Below are 13,767 nucleotides of genomic sequence, written 5' to 3'. Positions count from 1 at the left end.
TTCCGGGACGGTGGATCAGGTGCGGTCCGAGCTGGGAATCCAGGGCCTGGCCCCGGAGGAAAATCCCCCGGATTTATCCGTGGGGATCGTTAACTACATGCTCCTCGTGTATGTCGACGTCTATGTTTCGCAGGGGATCTTCACGGACTTTCCGATGTCCGACCAGGTCGACCGCACCTACTTGCGGATTCCGGTGGAGACCCTGGCCGGCAGGGCACTCTTCTGGGCGGCGTTGGGTGGCGCGCTGATCGCCTGGACCATGCGATCTGGACGGCATGCCTATTCGCTCCTGCTGCTCGCCGGCTTTGCCTGTTCGGCGGTGCTGCTGACCGCAGGCGCGAGGACCGAAGCCGTAGGCGAGTACGAGGCGGTCTGCATCGAGAGCCAGCCGAGGGTCTGCGTGGACCGGGCGCACGACCACCTGGGTACCGAGTATCAGCGGCGGATCCGGGAAAACCTGGCTGCGCTCCGAGGCATCGACATGTCGAGCGTGACGTTCGTGCCGGCCCCGGATCTCTTCGAACTGTCTCGAAGGTACTCAGGGAGCATGCCCTCTGCGCAGCGGATACTTACTGTCCCCCTGATCGATGGCAGGACTTCACCCGCACATCGGATCGGCGGGGCCAGTTTCGATGCCAGCTTCGGTTTCTCCGTATTTCTCGCGCCCTGCCTGCAGGGTGACGGTCCCACGGCGGGGCAGCCCACGGGCTCCCATGGGACGCGAGCCGCGTTCGTGCTGTACGACTGGTGGCTTGGCGTCAGGGACCTTGCGCGCGACGGCACCAACTTCCCAGGCGAGCTGAAGGTCCAGTCCATCCTCGCGGAGGATCCGGGCATGTCGAAGGCCAGCGAGGCGTTCGCGCAGATGGACGAGGGGCGACGCGAGGAATTCCTGCGCAGCCACCAGGCGGATCTGGCGAACTGCCGCGGGAGCCTCCCCACATGAGGCGCGGCCGTCCCCAACCGCGGTGGTGGTTCCTCGTACGGGCATTCGCGAAGGCGCGCGGCGTCAGCGTACGAGCAGTTGCCGGACTGGTCGTGATCTGGTTGGCGATCGGTCTCTTCTCGCGGTTCAGCATGTCCGCGCTCGGTCTGCAGTTCGCACCACCGGGCAGTGCGGCGCTGGACACCGTGGGCGTCATCTTCATGCTGGTACCCGCCGCAGTATTGAGCAATTGCCTGCCCAGCCAGGCTCCCAGCCTTGAGGCCGTACGAGCGCGTAACGTGCTCGTGCCGCAGCTTCTATGGTCGGCGTGGATACTGCTGGTGAGCTGCTCGGCGCCCCTCTTCGCGCTCTCGGTCCTGCATCCGTCGGTCGACTCGCGCAGCTTCTACGCGACGTGGCTGCTGGTCGTGGGTGCGGTTCTGGCGCTTGCGCTGGTTCTCAGCACCGTCATGGCATCGTTGACGGCCTTCTTCGTGCTCGCCGTCTTCACCACTCCGAACGTGATCTCGTGGCAGCACAACCTGGTCTACAACGTCGGCATCGGTGGGACCTCGGCGCTGGTCGGCGCCGCGCTGGCGGTGACCGCACTTCTCCTGCACGGCGTCAAGAACTCCTCGATCGGGCTCAGCAGCACCGGGTAGTGCCATTGCGCTCGGGCGAATGACCGACTGTGCCCGGCGCAACTGCGGTCTGCTGTCTCCATTCGTGGAGTGGGCGGTGGAGGAGTTGCGCGCGGCCTGACGCCGGAACGTAACGCACTGGGAGGCCGCTACGCTGTTGAACCCGGGAGCCCGGCACCGGGCCCCGGGGCCGCCGGCCCCAGGCACCCAGCGGGAGACCAGCAGATGCAGAACCAACCGGCCGGGCGGCCGGTGTTCGTCGACCGGACCGGGCGTCGTCGTCGGCTCACCGTGATCGTCGGCACCCTGATGGGCCTCGGCCTGCTCGCCAGCCTCGGTCTGATCCTCGCCGGCCTGTTCACCGACTCGACCGTGCGGCTGCCCGGCTGGGGCGACCAGAAGGGGCATCCGCCGATCGAGGCCGGCCTGGACGGCATGGGCGGCGCCGGGAGCCCCAGTCCCAGCCCGTCGCCCAGCACCTCCGCGCCCGCCCCGGGCTCCACCCGCACGGCCACCCCGACCGCCCGCCCGACGGGCACCGACACGGCCGCGCCGTCGGCCCGGCCCACCGAGCCGGGCCAGGGCGAGGAGCACCGCAACACCGCCCGACCGAGCAGGTCGCCCGGTAAGCCGAGGTAGCCGTGTCGAAACACGTCGCCCGCCGCGACCCCCGGGCGCACTGGCTGCTGCTCCTGCTCGGCCTGGCCGTCCTGCTCGCGGCCCTCACCGTCAACGGCCTGGTGACCGGCCTCGCCGGCGGCTCCGGGCGATCCGACGCCGGTCCGGCGGCGCCCGCCGACCGCGCCGCCACCTCCGGCGGGCCCGTGCTGCGGCTGGACGACGCAAAGCCGGTGACCCGCACCATGCCGGCGCGGACCATCGCGCTCACCTTCGACGACGGCCCCGACCCGCGCTGGACCCCCCAGGTGCTCGACCTGCTGCGCCGGCACGGCGCGCACGCCACGTTCTTCGTCGTCGGCGCCCGGGTCAACGAACACCCGGAACTGACCCGCCGGATCCTCGCCGAGGGTCACGAGCTCGGCTCGCACACGTTCACCCACGCCGACCTGGGCAGTGCCCCCGGCTGGCGGCAGGACCTGGAACTGTCGCTCACCCGCAAGGCCATCGCCGGGGCCACCGGCCGCGAGGTGACCCTGCTCCGGCCGCCGTTCTCCTCCGTCCCGGCGGCGCTGACCGCGCCGGAGTACGCCGCGCTGCGCGCCGCCGCCAGGACCGGTCACGTGGCGGTCCTCGCCGACCGGGACACCAAGGACTGGCAGCGGCCCGGGGTGGCCGCCATCGTCCAGGCGGCCACCCCCGAGAAGGGCCGGGGCGCGGTCGTGCTGATGCACGACGGCGGCGGGGACCGCAGCCAGACCATCGCCGCGCTGGACCAGCTCCTGACCGAGCTGACCGAGCAGGGCTACCGGTTCACGGGCGTCTCCGAGGGGATCGGCGCGCCGCCGTCGATGCTGGCGGCCGGCGCCACCACCCGTCTCAGCGGCACCGCGCTGCGCTGGACCCAGACGGGCGCCGGCTGGGCCGCCGCCGCGATGAACGTCCTGCTCGGCATCGCGCTGGTGCTGGGAATCGCCCGGCTCGCCGTGCAGGTGGCCTGCGCCCAGCTCCACGTGCGGCGGGTCCGCCGGCCCCGGGGGCACCGGCCGGTGGTGAACGCCCCGGTCTCGGTGATCGTGCCCGCGTACAACGAGGCGGCGAACATCGCGGCCACCGTGCGGTCGCTGGTCGACAGCGCGTACCCGGCGCTGGAGGTGATCGTCGTCGACGACGGCTCCAGCGACGACACCGCCGGCATCGTGGAACGGCTGGGGCTGCGCGGCGTACGGGTGATCCGGCAGGCCAACGCCGGCAAGCCGGCCGCGTTGAACACCGGCATCCGGGCGGCCCGGGCGCAACTGCTGGTGCTGGTGGACGGGGACACCGTATTCCAGCCGGACACCATCCACCGGCTCGTGCAGGGCTTCGCCGATCCGACGGTGGGCGCGATCTCCGGCAACACCAAGGTGGCGAACCGGCGCCGCCTGCTCGGCCGATGGCAGCACCTGGAGTACGTCATCGGCTTCAACCTCGACCGCCGGATGTACGACGTGCTGGAGTGCATGCCGACGATCCCCGGCGCGATCGGCGCGTTCCGCCGGGAGGTGCTGCTCGCCGTCGGCGGCGTACCCGCGGACACCCTCGCCGAGGACACCGACCTGACCATGAAGGTCCTGCGGGCCGGCTGGCGGGTGGTGTACGAGGAGGGCGCCATCGCCTGGACCGAGGCCCCGTCGACGCTGCGGCAGCTCTGGCGGCAGCGCTACCGCTGGTGCTACGGGACGATGCAGGCGATGTGGAAGCACCGGCACGCGCTGCGCGAGCCGGGGTCCGGCGGCAAGCTGGGCCGGCGCGGCCTGCCGTACCTGACGGTGTTCCAGATCGTGCTGCCGCTGGCCGCCCCGGCCGTCGACGTGTTCGCCGTCTACGGCCTGCTCTTCCTGCCGTGGAGCACACTCGCCCTGGCCTGGCTCGGGCTGCTGGTGCTCCAGGGGCTCACCGCCGCGTACGCCCTGTGGCTGGACGGGGAACGCTACGGGCCGCTGTGGTCGCTGCCGTTCCAGCAGCTCGTCTACCGCCAGGTGATGTACCTGGTCGTGGTGCAGTCCGTGGTCACGGCGGTGATCGGCAACCGGCTGCGCTGGCAGCGGATGATCCGTACCGGTGACGCGGCGGCGCTGGTCGGCGCGCAACGGTGAGGCCGTTCCCTCCCGTACGGGCCGGGAGGTCGCAGGATAGCCGGGTGGACCTCGTACCGATCGACGACATCCGGCCCGCCGGGAGCGGGGCGTGGTCACCCACTCCTCGGGCAACCACGGCCAGGCCCTCGCGTACGCGGCCCGCGCGGCCGGCATCCCGTGCACCGTGGTGGTGCCGGAGGGCGCCCCGGAGGTGAAGATCGCGCAGATCCGCGCGCTGGGCGCGACGGTGCTGCTGGTGCCGCCCGCCCAACGGTTGGCCGAGGCGCAGCGGGTGGCCGCCGAGACCGGGGCGGAGCTGGTGCTGCCGTTCGACGACCGGCGGATCATCGCCGGCCAGGGCACGATCGGCCTGGAGATCCTCGACGACCTGCCCGGGGTCGAGGTGGTGCTGGTCCCGGTCGGCGGCGGTGGCCTCTCCTCCGGCGTCGCCACGGCGGTCAAGGCGCTGCGCCCGTCGACCGCCGTGATCGGCGTGGAGCCGCTGCTCGCCGCCGACGCCCGGGACTCGCTCGCCGCCGGGCGGCTGGTCGGCTGGGACGTGGCGCTCACCTACCGCACCTGCGCGGACGGCCTGCGTGCGGGCCTGTCCGAGCTGACCCTCGCCCACCTGCGGGAGCGGCTCGACGGCATCGTCACGGTGACCGAGGAGGAGATCCGCGCGGCGGTGGGCCGGCTGGCCCGCGACGCCCGGCTGGTGGTCGAGCCGAGCGGCGCGGTGGCCGCCGCCGCCCGGCTGTTCCGCCCCGACGAGCTGCCCGCCGGGCGTACGGTCGCGGTGCTGACCGGCGGCAACGTCGACCCGGCGCTGCTCGCCGACCTCGTCACCGCTGCCTGAAAAGGGGCCCTTCCTTACACCCCCAGGCGGTCGAGGATCCACGCGTTGATGAACGCCTCCTCGCGCCAGGAGTCGTACCGGCCGCTGGGCCCGCCGTGGCCGGCGCCCATCTCGGTCTTGAGCAGGTAGTCGCCCTGCGGCGCCACCGCACGCAGCCGGGCGATCCACTTCGCCGGCTCGTGGTAGAGCACGCGGGTGTCGTTCAGGCTGGTCACCGCGAGGATGGCCGGGTAGTCCACCGGGGCCACGTTCTCGTACGGCGTGTACGACTTCATGTACGCGTACACCTCCGGGTCGGCCAGCGGGTTGCCCCACTCCTCCCACTCGGTGACCGTCAGCGGCAGCGACGGGTCGAGGATCGAGGTGAGCGCGTCCACGAAGGGCACCTGCGCGACGACGCCGGCGAACGCGTCCGGGGCCAGGTTCGCCACCGCGCCCATCAGCAGGCCGCCGGCCGAGGCGCCCCGGGCGACCAGCCGGTCCGGGGAGGTCCAGCCGGACTTGGCCAGGTGCCGGGCGCAGGCGACGAAGTCGGTGAAGGTGTTCTTCTTGGCCAGCAGCTTGCCCTGGTCGTACCAGCGCCGGCCCAGCTCGCCACCACCCCGGATGTGCGCGACCGCGAACACCACCCCGCGGTCCAGCAGGGACAGCCGGGCCACCGAGAACCACGGGTCCATGCTCGACTCGTACGAGCCGTACCCGTAGATCTCGCAGGGGGCGGAGCCGTCGCGGGGCGTGCCGGCGCGGCAGACCAGCGAGATCGGCACGCGGGTGCCGTCGTCGGCGAGCGCCCACTCGCGGTGCTGCTCGTAGTCGGCCGGGTCGTACTCGCGGCCGTCCGGGCCGGGCAGGACGGGCTTGCGGCGGCGCAGCACCAGCTCGCGGGTGACGAGGTCGTAGTCGTACACCGAGTCGGGCGTGACCAGCGAGGCGTAGCGCAGCCGGATCTGCCGGGTCCGGTACTCCGGGTTGGTGTGCAGCCCGACGCTGTAGATCGGCTCGGGGAAGTCGATGTCGTAGCCGTCGCCGCCGCCGATGGGCAGCACCCGCAGGCCGGTGAGCCCGTTCGTGCGCAGCGAGACGACCAGATGGTCGGCGAACGCGTCGACCGCCTCCAGCCGCGTACCGGGGGTGTGCGGGATCAGCGGGACCCAGTCGCCCGGCGCGTCCGCCGAGGTGTACGCCAGGGCGAAGTCCTCGGCCTCGTGGTTGTGCAGGATCAGGAACCGGTGCCCGTGGTGCTCCACCGAGTATTCGACGCCCTGCCGGCGCGGGGCGACCAGGGCCGGCTCGCCGGTGGGGTTGCCGGCCGGGATGACCCGCACCTCGCTGGTGATCTTGCTGTGGATGTCGATGAGGATGAACTTCTCCGAGCGGGTCAGCTCGACCCCGACCCAGAAGCGCTCGTCGTCCTCCTGGTGGACCACCACGTCCTCGCTGGCCGGCGCGCCGATCCGGTGCCGCCAGACCCGGTTCGGCCGCCACGCGTCGTCGACCGTGACGTAGAAGAGCACGGAGGCGTCGGCGGACCACGCGGTGCCGTAGAAGGTGTCCGGCACCTCGTCGGCCAGCACCTCGCCGGTGGAGAGGTCCTTCACCCGCAGGGTGAACCGCTCGTCGCCGGCGTGGTCCGTCGAGTACGCCAGCCAGCGCCCGTCCGGGCTGACGTCGAACGTCCCCAGCGCGAAGAAGTCGTGGCCCTCGGCGAGCAGGTTGCCGTCGAGCAGCACCTCCTCACCCTCCAGCGGGGCGCCGTCCACACTGATCGGTGGCTCGGTCTCGCCGTCGCGGACCGCCCGCCGGCAGTTGATGCTGTACTGCTGGCCCTCGACCGTGCGCGTGTAGTACCAGTGGCCGCCCTTGCGGACCGGCACCGTCAGGTCGGTCTCCTGGACGCGCCGGCGGGTCTCCTCGAACAGCGTCTCGCGCAGCGCCTCCAGGTGCGCCGTCCGCGCCTCGGTGTACGCGTTCTCCGCGGTGAGGTAGGCGATCGTCTCGGGGTCGTCCTTGGCGTGCAGCCAGGCGTACTCGTCGACGACCGTGTCGCCGTGGTGGGTGCGCTCGGCGGGGACGCGCTTGGCGGCGGGCGGCGTGGTCTCGGTGGTCACGCCGGTCAGGTTACCGGCCGCCCGCGCGCTCCCGCCCGCCGCGCGCGCTCCCGTTTCGCGCAACTCGCCGACGGACTGTTCGAACAGATGTACGATGACCGCCATGGCGGCAGCAACGAGTTCGATCGACTGGTCCGGGTCCGGCGCGATGAGCATCACCCGTCGACTCACCGAGATCTGCGGCCCGCCCTTCGCCAGGTTCGCCGGGGCGGCCGACGAGGTCGCCGGCCGGCCGGCCCGGTGGGTGGCGGTGCCCGGCGGTCCCGAGGCCGCGGCCCAGGTGCTACGGCTGGCCGCCGCACACGACCTGACCGTGGTGCCCCGGGGTGCCGGCACGAAGATCGACTGGGGCGCGGCCCCGGAGCAGGTCGACATCCTGCTCGACACCGGCCGGCTGGCGGGGATCGGCCACGAGCAGCCGGGCGCCCCGGCGGCCGAGGTGGGAGCGGGCACGCCGCTGCGGGCCGTCCAGGCGACGCTGGAGCGTACGGGCCAGCGGCTGGCCCTCGACGCGCCCTCGCCCGGCGCGACGGTCGGCGGGGTGCTCGCCACCGACGAGGCAGGCCCGCTGCGGCACCGCCACGGCGGCCCCTGCGACCAGCTCGTCGGCGTGCGCTACCTGGACGCCGACGGCCAGCTGATCAGCGCGGGCGGCGGCCGGCGGGGCCTGGAGCTGGCCCGGCTGCTCTGCGGGTCCCAGGGCGCGCTCGGGGTGTTGGTCTCGGCGACCCTGCGGGTGCAGCCCGTGCCGGCCAGCCGGTTCTGGGTCGTCCGGCCGGTGTGGACGCCGCTGGAGGTGCACGACCTGGTCCGGGCGGTGCTCGCCGCCCGGTTGGATCCGGCGGCCGTCGAGCTGGACCTGCCGGCCCGGGCCACCCGGGCGCACCCGCAGGCCCACCCCGACGACCCGGTGGCGGCCGCCCGCGCCCGCCACCCCTCGATGTTCCGACGCAGGACGGCCCTGGCCGGGGCGGGCAGCCTCGCGGTGCTGGTGGAGGGCGGCCCCGCCGACGTCCACGAGCGGGCCGAACGCCTGCTCGGGGTGCTCGGCGAGGGGGCGACCGTCGAGCACTCGGCCCCGCCGTGGTGGCGGCGCTACCCGTTCGGCCCCGGCGAGACCGCGCTGCGCGTCGAGGTGCCGATCACCGACCTGCACGCCGCGGTGTACGCCCTGCGGGACGCGGCCGGCGGCCCGGTGCCGATCCGGGGCTCCGCCGGCCAGGGAGTGGTGCACGCGGCGCTGCCGGGCTCCCTGCCTCCCGAGCGGGTGGCGTCCATCGTCGCGGGCGTACGCGGGGTGCTGCTCGCCCGGCACGGCCGGTGCGTGGTGGTCGCGGCACCCGCCCCGGTGCGGCAGGCGGTCGACCTGTGGGGCGAGCTGACCACGTTGCCCCGGCTGCGGGCGGCGAAGGCGCACCTGGATCCGCACCAGCGCCTCGCCCCCGGCCGCCTCCCCGGCGGTCTGTGAGGAGCCCGGCTGCGTCCCGGGCGGTCTGTGGGGAGCCTGGCCTCGTCCCGGGCGGTCTGTGAGAGGCGCGGCCGCGTCCCGGGCGGTCTGTGGGGAGCCCGGCCGCGTCCCGAGCGGTCTGTGGGGAGCCCGGCCGCGTCCCGGACGGCCTGTGAGGAGCCCGGCCGCGGGCCTCGTGGCCGGCATCGTCGTGTCGGTCCCGCAGGCCGGGCCCCGGCCTCGGTTGCGAGTCGGCCCGTCCAGGGGCCAGTTCTTACCAGGATCCGGCCCGACGCGGCACAGTCAGTCCAGCCACCACCGGTGCATGTCGGCGACGGCCGGGGCGAGGCGCAGCAGCGGCAGGGCCGCCGCGCTGACGATCCCCGCCAGCAGCAGCACCCGGGCCCGTCGGGGCAGCGCGCGCCACCCGCGGGCCAGCAGCGGCAGGGAGACCAGCGCGAGCGCCGAGCTGGCCACGAAGCCGACCAGGTACAGCAACGCGACCAGGACGTACAGCCACGCGAGGGGGCTGCCATCAGGTGGCAAGCGAGGCAGCTTTAGCTGTCTTGGGCATGCTGTGGTTGTCCGTTGAGTCGCCTGCGTCATGGGGTGGGTGACGGGGCAGGATCTGCTGGTGTCCGGTGTGACGGGGGTCGGCAGGTGGCCGTGAAACGTCAACCCGGCACCGCCACAACGGGTCAGACCGGGACCGTCCCACCGCAAGGCAGGACTACCAATCACATGCTCACCAGAGCGCACTGATAGGTAACGGTTCACCCCGGACATCCCGAACGGGACCTGTTCCTTCGGGTCGTAGGCGCCGGTGCGCATCTCGGCAGGGCCGACGTGCTCGGCCGTCATCAGGTCGAGATAGAGGGCCACCACCACCAGGAACGCCCCGGCGCACGCCAGGTGCGCCGCAGTTCGCAGCCGCACCGACCAGGGGGTACGCGCGCTTCCCGCCACCGTCGACACAGCCGGAACGTATCAACCCGTACGCCTACGCGCTGCCCCGCGGAGGACCGATCACCCTCAAGCCCCGCCGTTCGGCCAGGGCGCCACCTCGCCGACCGGCCCCGCCGTCGAGGCCGCACTTTCGGGGAAGTCGTCCCCTCGTTACGCGACGTAGCCCGCATTTTCCCTGAACTTGCGCGGATCTTGTCCCGCCCTAGGGGTGGGCGATGACCTCGGGAGGGTCGGAGGAGCGGGAGCGGGTGCGGGAGCGGTGCGGGAGCGGGGGCGGGGGCGGGAGAGTGGGGTGGGTGGTCAGAGCCGGTCGTTGCGCAGGACCAGGATCGCGATGTCGTCGCGGGGTGCCTCCACCGAGAAGCCGATCGCGGCGGAGCGCAGCCGGGCCGCGACCACGTCGGCCGAGTACCCGGCCAGCGGGGCGGCCGACTCGCGCAGCCGCTCGACGCCGAACAGTTCCCGGCCCCGGCGGCGCTCGGTCACCCCGTCCGTGTAGAAGACCAGCGCCTCGCCGGGGGCGAGCGGGACCTCGGCGGTCGGGGAGGCGATCGAGTCCAGCAGGCCGAGGGCCGTGCCGCCGGCGCCGACGAAGTCGGCCCCGCCGCCGGGGCGCAGCAGCACCGGCCGGTCGTGGCCGGCCAGGTGCAGGGACACGTCGAGCTGGTCGCCGCTGCCCGGCGCGACCGCCGCCAGCGCCAGGGTGCAGTACCGTCCGCTGCCCCGCTCGACCAGCGTCTCGTTGAGCCGACCCAGCACCTCGGGCAGCGGCTTGCCGTCGGTGACCAGCACCCGGATCACGTCCCGGACCAGGCCGGTGACCGCCGCCGCCTCGACCCCCTTGCCGGAGACGTCGCCGATCACCACGAGCCACCGCCCACCGGGCAGCCGCAGCACGTCGTAGAAGTCGCCGCCGACCTCGGCGTCGTCGCCGGTCGGGACGTACTCGGCGGCGAAGCCGATGCCCTCGACCACGGGCAGCACCGGCGGCAGCAGCGACTGCTGGAGGGTCTGCGCCACCCGACGGCGTTCGGCGTGGATGCGGGCGTTCTCGATGGCCAGGGCGGCCCGCCGGGCGACGTCCTCCAGCACGGCGACCTCGTCCGGGTCGTGCCGGTGCCGCTGGTGGCGGCCGACCGCCAGGGTGCCCAGCCGCTGGCCGCGCGCGACCAGCGGCACGGCGAAGCCCTCCATCGGCCCGCCGAGCGGCACCTGCGACCCTATCCGCGTCGCCTCGCGCAGCCGCGACAGCATCGAGTCCGGCCCGGTCTCCCGGAGCACCTTGTGCAGCTGCGGCAGCACCGCCTCGTCGGCGTGGGTGGCCGCCGCGAGCCGCAGCCGCCCCCACTCGTCGGTGGTGTGCACCGCGCACCACTGGCCGAGCCGGGGCACCACGAGCTGCGGGATCAGCGCCATGGTCAGCTCGACGTCGAGGGACTGGGCCAGCAGTTCGCTCGCCTCGGCCAGGAACGTCAGCCAGGCCTGCCGGCGGACGTCGGCCCGGCGCAGCCGGTCGTTCTCCAGGTGCAGCGAGAGCCGCTCGGCGGTGAGCACGGCGAGTGGCTGCGCGTACGTGGAGGGGGCGGCGTCCAGCTCCAGCTCCCCGGCGTACGGCCGGTGCACCGCCAGCGGCACCCGGAGCAGCTCGTTGCCCTCGCGCGGGGTGCGGCCGTAGCGCGCCAGCACCTGCCGGCCCTGCCCGTCCCCCCGGTCCAGGCGGACCACGCCGCCGGCCGCGCCGACCATCTCGCCGAGCCGGGCGAGCAGGTCGGTGGCGAAGCCGGGCAGCGGATCCTCGGCGTACGGCTCGGGGGCGCTCTGCATCAGCTCGCTCACCGCCCCGGCGCTCGGCCCGGGGTGCTCGGTCGGGGCCGCGCCCCCACCGGCGGTCGCGGCGGGCGGGCCCAGGGCGGACCCGGTCTCCGGCCGGGCGGAGGTCCGCTGCCCGGCGGCGCCCGGCCGGTCCAGCCGGAACCACACCCCCTTGCCGGTGGGCAGGTACGTGGTGCCCCACCGGCTGGCGAAGTGGTCGACCAGGAGCAGCCCCCGGCCCCGCTCCGAGACCTCGCCGATCTCCGCGCTGTTGTTGCGGATGCCGACGTTCAGTTCGTCGACCGTCCCGGGGGCGAAGTCGGAGACGGTGACGGTCAGCCCGACGTCGTCCGCGACGACCTCGATGTCCAGTTCGGTGCCGGCGTGCTCGACGGCGTTGGTGGTGAGCTCGGTGGTCAGCAGCAGGGCCTCGTTGAGCAGGCTGTCGAGGCGGGCGGCGGCCAGCACGGACCGGACCAGGGCGCGCGCGGCGGCGGGCGTCCGGCGGTCGGCGGGCAGCCGTACGCGCCGGACGGGCTCGTCCGGGCCGCCGATCTTTGCCGGCCCCGCCTCCGGTGACATCCTTCGTATCCTCCACCGCCGCCCCGCCCGAAGCCAAGCCGAACCGGTGAGCTGGGTCGATCCGGCGGGCGTGGCGGCGGTCGGGCGGCGCGACATCGACGGCCACGCGGGCACAATGGTGGGATGGCCAGTGTGCCGGCAGGCGCACCGGCGTGCGCCCGTTATGTCCCGGGTGCGCTGGCGGCCCCCGAACTGAGCGAGGAATGATGACCACGGCGAAACACTCGGCAGCCGCGGACCCGTCCGCGCCGGACCAGGCCGCCATGCTCAGCGAGCTGGCGGAGGCGTTGCGCCGGGTGCGCGGCGGGGACCTGAAGGTCCGGCTGCCCCGCCGGGCGGGCGTGGCCGGCGAGGTGGCGGACGCGTTCAACGACGTGGTGGCGCTCCAGGAGCGGCAGCACCTCGACCTGCGCCGGATCAGCCGGATCGTCGGCCGGGACGGCCGGCTCACCGAGCGCCTCGACGAGGAGGGGCTGGAGGGCTCGTGGGCGGAGGGTCAGCGGGCCGTCAACTCGCTGATCGACGACCTGGGCCGCCCAACGACGGAGATCGCCCGGGTGATCGTCGCGGTGGCCGACGGCGACCTCTCGCAGCACATGGCCCTGGAGATCGACGGCCGGCCGCTGCGTGGCGAGTACCTGCGGATCGGTCGCACGGTCAACACCATGGTCGACCAGCTGTCGTCCTTCTCCAACGAGGTGACCCGCGTCGCCCGCGAGGTGGGCACCGAGGGTGAGCTGGGCGGCCAGGCCGACGTGCGCGGGGTCGCCGGCACCTGGAAGGACCTCACCGACTCGGTGAACACCATGGCGTCGAACCTGACGTACCAGGTGCGGTCGATCTCACAGGTGGCCACGGCGGTTTCCCGGGGCGACCTGTCGCAGAAGATCACGGTGTCGGCCAAGGGTGAGGTCGCCGAGCTGGCGCACACGATCAACTCGCTCACCGACACGCTGCGCCTGTTCGCCGAGCAGGTGACCCGGGTGGCCCGGGAGGTGGGCACCGAGGGCAAGCTCGGTGGTCAGGCGGAGGTGCCGAACGTCGCGGGCACCTGGAAGGACCTGACCGACAGCGTCAACTCGATGGCGTCGAACCTGACCGCGCAGGTGCGCAACATCGCCCAGGTCTCGACCGCCGTCGCCCGCGGCGACCTGTCCCAGAAGATCACCGTCGCCGCGCAGGGCGAGATACTGGAGCTCAAGGACACCGTCAACACGATGGTGGATCAACTGTCGTCGTTCGCGGACGAGGTGACGCGGGTGGCCCGCGAGGTCGGCATCGAGGGCAAGTTGGGCGGCCAGGCCCAGGTGCGCGGCGTCTCCGGCACCTGGCGGGACCTCACCGAGAACGTCAACCAGCTCGCCGGCAACCTGACCAGCCAGGTCCGCAACATCTCCCAGGTCTCCACCGCGGTGGCGAAGGGCGACCTGAGCCAGAAGATCACGGTGGACGCGCAGGGCGAGATCCTGGAGCTGAAGAACACCGTCAACACGATGGTGGATCAGCTGTCGTCGTTCGCGGACGAGGTGACGCGGGTGGCCCGGGAGGTGGGCACCGAGGGTAAGCTGGGCGGTCAGGCGCAGGTCAAGGGCGTTTCGGGTACGTGGCGGGATCTGACGGACAACGTGAACTCGATGGCGTCGAACCTGACGTCGCAGGTGCGCAACATCGCGTCCGTCACCACCGCCGTGG

Annotated in this window: 9 protein-coding genes and 1 pseudogene; 7 read left to right on the top strand and 3 right to left on the bottom strand. The window is 73.3% G+C overall.

Annotated features, from left to right (window positions below; genetic code table 11):
* From ACGFIZ_RS31020 to ACGFIZ_RS31000, 5 genes and pseudogenes are all read left to right on the top strand, one after another.
* A partial coding sequence (locus tag ACGFIZ_RS31020) for a hypothetical protein (RefSeq protein ID WP_393425838.1) occupies window positions 1-946 on the top strand: 946 nt, incomplete at its 5' end.
* A gap of 92 nt (window positions 947-1,038) precedes the next feature.
* Complete coding sequence (locus ACGFIZ_RS31015) at window positions 1,039-1,587, top strand: hypothetical protein (RefSeq protein WP_393425835.1); 549 nt, start codon at window positions 1,039-1,041, stop codon at window positions 1,585-1,587.
* Window positions 1,588-1,791: 204 nt separating this feature from the next.
* The gene (locus tag ACGFIZ_RS31010) at window positions 1,792-2,205 is read left to right on the top strand and encodes a hypothetical protein (RefSeq protein WP_393425832.1); all 414 of its coding nucleotides are present in this window, start codon (window positions 1,792-1,794) and stop codon (window positions 2,203-2,205) included.
* 2 nt (window positions 2,206-2,207) lie between these two features.
* Window positions 2,208-4,322 carry a bifunctional polysaccharide deacetylase/glycosyltransferase family 2 protein gene (locus ACGFIZ_RS31005; protein ID WP_393425829.1) on the top strand — a complete coding sequence of 705 codons (2,115 nt, stop codon included), beginning with the start codon at window positions 2,208-2,210 and terminating at the stop codon, window positions 4,320-4,322.
* A 73-nt stretch (window positions 4,323-4,395) separates the two neighbouring features.
* Window positions 4,396-5,160 (top strand): annotated as a pseudogene (locus ACGFIZ_RS31000) (threonine/serine dehydratase); the annotation flags it as partial.
* A 14-nt stretch (window positions 5,161-5,174) separates the two neighbouring features.
* On the opposite strand, the gene ACGFIZ_RS30995 reads toward ACGFIZ_RS31000, so the two are convergent.
* On the bottom strand, window positions 5,175-7,268 hold the full coding sequence (locus ACGFIZ_RS30995) for a S9 family peptidase (RefSeq protein ID WP_393425826.1): 2,094 nt from the start codon (window positions 7,266-7,268) through the stop codon (window positions 5,175-5,177).
* Window positions 7,269-7,371: 103 nt separating this feature from the next.
* Here ACGFIZ_RS30995 and ACGFIZ_RS30990 point away from each other — a divergent pair, with 103 nt between their 5' ends.
* Window positions 7,372-8,736: an FAD-binding oxidoreductase gene (locus ACGFIZ_RS30990; RefSeq protein ID WP_393425823.1), complete on the top strand. Its 1,365-nt coding sequence runs from the start codon at window positions 7,372-7,374 to the stop codon at window positions 8,734-8,736.
* A 282-nt stretch (window positions 8,737-9,018) separates the two neighbouring features.
* Here the strand turns inward: ACGFIZ_RS30990 and ACGFIZ_RS30985 are convergent, their stop codons facing one another.
* A complete protein-coding gene (locus ACGFIZ_RS30985) occupies window positions 9,019-9,261 on the bottom strand; it encodes a hypothetical protein (protein ID WP_393425820.1) in 243 nt (80 codons plus the stop codon).
* Window positions 9,262-9,981: 720 nt separating this feature from the next.
* Window positions 9,982-12,075 carry a SpoIIE family protein phosphatase gene (locus tag ACGFIZ_RS30980; RefSeq protein ID WP_393425817.1) on the bottom strand — a complete coding sequence of 698 codons (2,094 nt, stop codon included), beginning with the start codon at window positions 12,073-12,075 and terminating at the stop codon, window positions 9,982-9,984.
* Between the two features lie 206 nt (window positions 12,076-12,281).
* On the opposite strand from ACGFIZ_RS30980, the gene ACGFIZ_RS30975 reads away from it, so the two are divergent.
* On the top strand, window positions 12,282-13,767 hold a 1,486-nt coding region (locus ACGFIZ_RS30975), incomplete at its 3' end, for a HAMP domain-containing protein (protein ID WP_393425814.1).

The sequence above is a fragment of the Micromonospora sp. NPDC048830 genome (assembly GCF_043198215.1).
In the GTDB taxonomy this organism is placed as follows: Bacteria; Actinomycetota; Actinomycetes; order Mycobacteriales; family Micromonosporaceae; genus Micromonospora.
This window is presented reverse-complemented; position numbering and strand designations above follow the sequence as displayed.

Coding starts and splice junctions, on each gene's coding strand:
- ACGFIZ_RS31010 (WP_393425832.1), top strand. CDS start 1,792: ATGCAGAACCAACCGGCCGGGCGGCCGGTGTTCGTCGACCGGACCGGG.
- ACGFIZ_RS30990 (WP_393425823.1), top strand. CDS start 7,372: ATGGCGGCAGCAACGAGTTCGATCGACTGGTCCGGGTCCGGCGCGATG.
- ACGFIZ_RS30980 (WP_393425817.1), bottom strand. CDS start 12,075: ATGTCACCGGAGGCGGGGCCGGCAAAGATCGGCGGCCCGGACGAGCCC.